Source organism: Marinilabilia sp., from assembly GCF_016278715.1.
Classification (GTDB): domain Bacteria; phylum Bacteroidota; class Bacteroidia; order Bacteroidales; family Marinilabiliaceae; genus Marinilabilia.
The window spans coordinates 1-3800 of record NZ_JADQBH010000257.1 but is presented as its reverse complement, the minus strand read 5'-3'; the positions used below and the strand labels follow the sequence as shown (position 1 = coordinate 3800).

The window sequence follows — 3800 nt, the reverse complement described above, 5'->3', positions numbered from 1 at the left end:
CCACAAGGAAGAACCATCGGAAAACCAAGTGTGATAAAACTCTCTGACGCCCTGATCTGCCCCATAGGAAAACATATTGGAGAGATACACAAAATTTAGCGGATTTATCCCATGTAGGTAATTGATGTATTTCACAGCAATATCTCTGGCTTCTTCCATATTTATGGTTCCTGCATCGAACCGCGCCACATTCAAAAACATATTTCCTTTCAGGGACTTGATGGAATTACTTCCCCATACATAATCTTTAATGTGCGCCATATATGGGTCTTTCTGCCCGGTAATGGCAGCATAGTTATCGTCTCCATTCATCATGCTGTTTCCGTAAACTGTTGTGATGTGCTCCACCACCGCTGGAGTTGCATTCTCAAGAGATGTATAATACAGAAGCATATCCTGATTGGCTGTCTGAAACGGGAAGGCGTAATTCCATTTAATCATTTCCACATCCTCATAATTATTATCGAAGAAACTACGGTAAACCTCTTCCCCTGTCAGATCAAAGAGGAAACAGGCAGCCATAATTTTTTTGGTCAGGCGCCCGTAATCATCCACCTCCTGTTGTCCTGCAGCCAACCCCTGAGAATTAAATTCAGCATCGTTATTATTAAAAATCACATTGGGATTATCAACCGCCCAATTCCATGCAGCTATGGCATTCTGCTCCAACTCATTGGCATAAGCCACCATACCTGCTGAGTTATATACCGTCGCGGCCAGAGCACAAGCAGCTGCTGTGGAAAGCGTAGCCGAGGTATTGGCGGGGCCATACAAACTTTGCCCTGATGCTGATGATGGCGGACTGCCATGGGCAACACCCACCACACTCAATACACTTCCATCCTCATTTTGCATTTTCTGAAGATGGTCTAGGCCCCATCTGGCTTCATCCAGCAAGTCGGGGATGCCATTTCCTGATTCCGGAATATTAAAATTGTCTGTCCAAACGTCCGGATTCTCCTGAAATGCATACATCATCTCAATGACATAAGAGGCAGTCCAGTTGGTATATTTATTATAATCGCCGGCATCGTACCAGCCACCACTCACATCTTTTTCAGTATCTGGATTGTCCGGATCACTAAAAAGACGGGCTTCCGTGTCCTGCAAAGGTCCCAGGTGACTGGCACCATCTGCCCAGGCTGCTTCAGCAAACGGGGTTTCCTTAGCGTAACCGGAACGCTGGTAGAAAAAAGTACGAACAGCCTGTTTCAAAACTTCGTTATAGACCGAAGGAGAGATGCGAAATTCGAAAGAACGAACCTCATTATCCGCATCCAAAACATAGTAATTACCTGTTTCTGCTACTGATGAAAAATCGAACCACCAAACCCTGTCTCCCGATGAAGGATCTGTGCTTCCACCATTCCAAACCGCAGGAGCACCTGAAAAAACGACACTTCCTGTTTCTGAATCTATCAAATTGTAGGTAGCCCCGGGGGAGAAACTTTCACCACTATCAAATCCGGTCCGGGGATTACGAATTACGGCAATTTTCGGCGCATCAGGAAGATAGCCAAACTGGTCAACGACAATAAAATCGGAATAGGATTGAGCATTAATTGATAATGTTCCAAATAAGGAAACAACCAAAAACGGTATTAACAATCTCATAATTCACAGGTTTAAAATAGTTTCTTCCTGGCCTTAGGTTCAATAGATTTCACATTTTTTTCAGCAAGTGGTAAAAATCAATATCCCGACAAACTTTTACAAACAATTGATAATAAATCCATTACAAAGCCAAGCCGACAGGGCACAACTCGCTCATAATAAAAACTTTGCGTCATTGCGTCTCTGCGTTTAAGCTTTTTTTTAACGGACTATTGAGAAACATGACTTCAATTGGTTTCTCCATTTGGATTAATTCATTGGGTTATGGTGTTTCCAAACATAGAAACAAACTTCGCGATTGTCAAAGTTTTCCTGCTATTCTGTTCTTCCGTTCGCTTGGCTCTAACTCAGAAATTACCACACCATCGACCTCACTTAAGCGCCTCCAAAATCCAACTCTGACTTGTTCTCATTTTTTCACCGGGTGCCAACAATTGAAAAGCAGAATGATGTTCCAACTCAAGCAAATTATTGCTTTCATCGGCTGACATTTTCATATAAACCTCTATCAGGGCCTGCTCGGGATGAATTTCGTGTTTTTCGGGAGGAGTGAAAGACATTATCAAGCGATGGTTGCCTTGTTCAACCACTATTTGTCCTTCTGATGAATACATAAATGCTTTTGTCTGATATATACTATCCGGATTGGCAGCTACAGAAGGTAGTTTAAAAGAAAAGCCGCCATTCTCCATCGAATGTGAAATCGGTGCACATCCCAGAGCATTATTATAAGTAAACCCCAGAGTTGCTGTATCTATGTTGGGAACATAAAAACTGGTTTCCGGGTCAAACCGGCTGTTGGTCCAGATGTCCCATCCCAGAGTGTCGTTGGAAATATTCTCAATTTCCACAGCCAGCTGTAAGAGGTTTCCCTTTAACCAAAACTCCTTTTTCATAACGACACCACTTACCGGACTAGGCGGGCCGGAAAGGATTACCGAACTATCGGTTAAGTGAACAACCTGAAAACCGCCATAAATCAGGTAAGGGTCAGGAGGCCAAACGGCTTTAGCAGCTTTGCGTTCCGGCATCAAATCCTGATGAATCCACCAATGAGACTGAGGCCCCAGCCAGATTATCATCCCCTGATATCCTTTAAACGGCATATCTAAAAGGACAGAATCGGGCCATGTATGCGCCTGCCATACCTCTTCGTTTTCTTTCAGCAAATTAGCTCCATCGGGATGACCAAAAAAGACCATTCGTCCCCCCAATTCGGGGGCCAGAATAATCTTAAGCGAATTATTGGACAATGTGATTAATCGTCCACTTCCTTCTTCAACCGAAGAGCATCCAGGTGCGGAAAAAACCAAAAGAATCACGACCGACAGCAACAAATAAAATAATCTCATTTCTCTAAAGCGACTTATAAGCATTAATAATTCTATCTTCCAGTTGCCCTTTGGCAGGATCCATTTTCATGCGTTCCGGTTTCTCCTCAAACCAACGGATGGTTCGTTTAATCCCTTCACTAAACTTAATGGTCGCATTAAACCCCGGGACAAAACGTTTAATCTTCGTATTATCGAAAATAACACTTTGTGCTTTATCTCCCAACAAGCCACCATAAGCGTGCTCATCATACCGGGCGATAAAATCGGATGCAATATGAACCGCCTTAAGCGGAGCTCCTGCTGCTTCGGCTACCTGTTCAAAAATCTGATTCCAGTTCATGATCTCATCAGAGGTGATATGAAAACTATGTCCGATGGACTGACGATGGCCCAGTAAACCGTTGAATCCTTTGGCAAAATCTTCGGAATGGGTAACAGTCCAGAGTGACGTTCCATCACCATGAATAATGACTTCCTTCCCTTTGCGAATGCGGTCGATAATGGTAAAATCGGTCCATCCACACAACGGCACAGGAATGACGTGTTCATAAGTATGCGAAGGCCGGACAATTGTTATCGGAAACCCGTCTTCCCTGTATTTTCGCATCAGGAAATCTTCACAGGCTATCTTATCGCGCGAATATTGCCAGTAGGGATTGTAAAGCGGCGTCGATTCCGTAATTACGGGATGTCCTCCCGGTTTCTGATAAGCCGATGCCGAACTGATGAAAATATATTGATTGGTTTTTCCTTTAAATAATTCAAAGTCGCGCTTGACGTCTTCTTCCGTAAAAGCAATCCAATTAACCACCACATCCCAATGGTGCCCGTCAATTACTTTCTTAACCACTT

3 protein-coding genes are annotated in these 3800 nt (G+C 43.5%); all 3 read right to left on the bottom strand.

The window, feature by feature from the left end; translation table 11 throughout:
• Nucleotides 1-1614: glycoside hydrolase family 9 protein (locus tag QZZ43_RS15815; RefSeq protein ID WP_291861411.1), on the bottom strand; the 1614-nt coding region annotated here is incomplete at its 3' end.
• 371 nt (nt 1615-1985) lie between these two features.
• A complete protein-coding gene (locus QZZ43_RS15810; protein WP_291861409.1) occupies nt 1986-2966 on the bottom strand; it encodes a DUF4380 domain-containing protein in 981 nt (326 codons plus the stop codon).
• A 4-nt stretch (nt 2967-2970) separates the two neighbouring features.
• A partial coding sequence (locus QZZ43_RS15805; RefSeq protein ID WP_291861407.1) for an NAD-dependent epimerase/dehydratase family protein occupies nt 2971-3800 on the bottom strand: 830 nt, incomplete at its 5' end.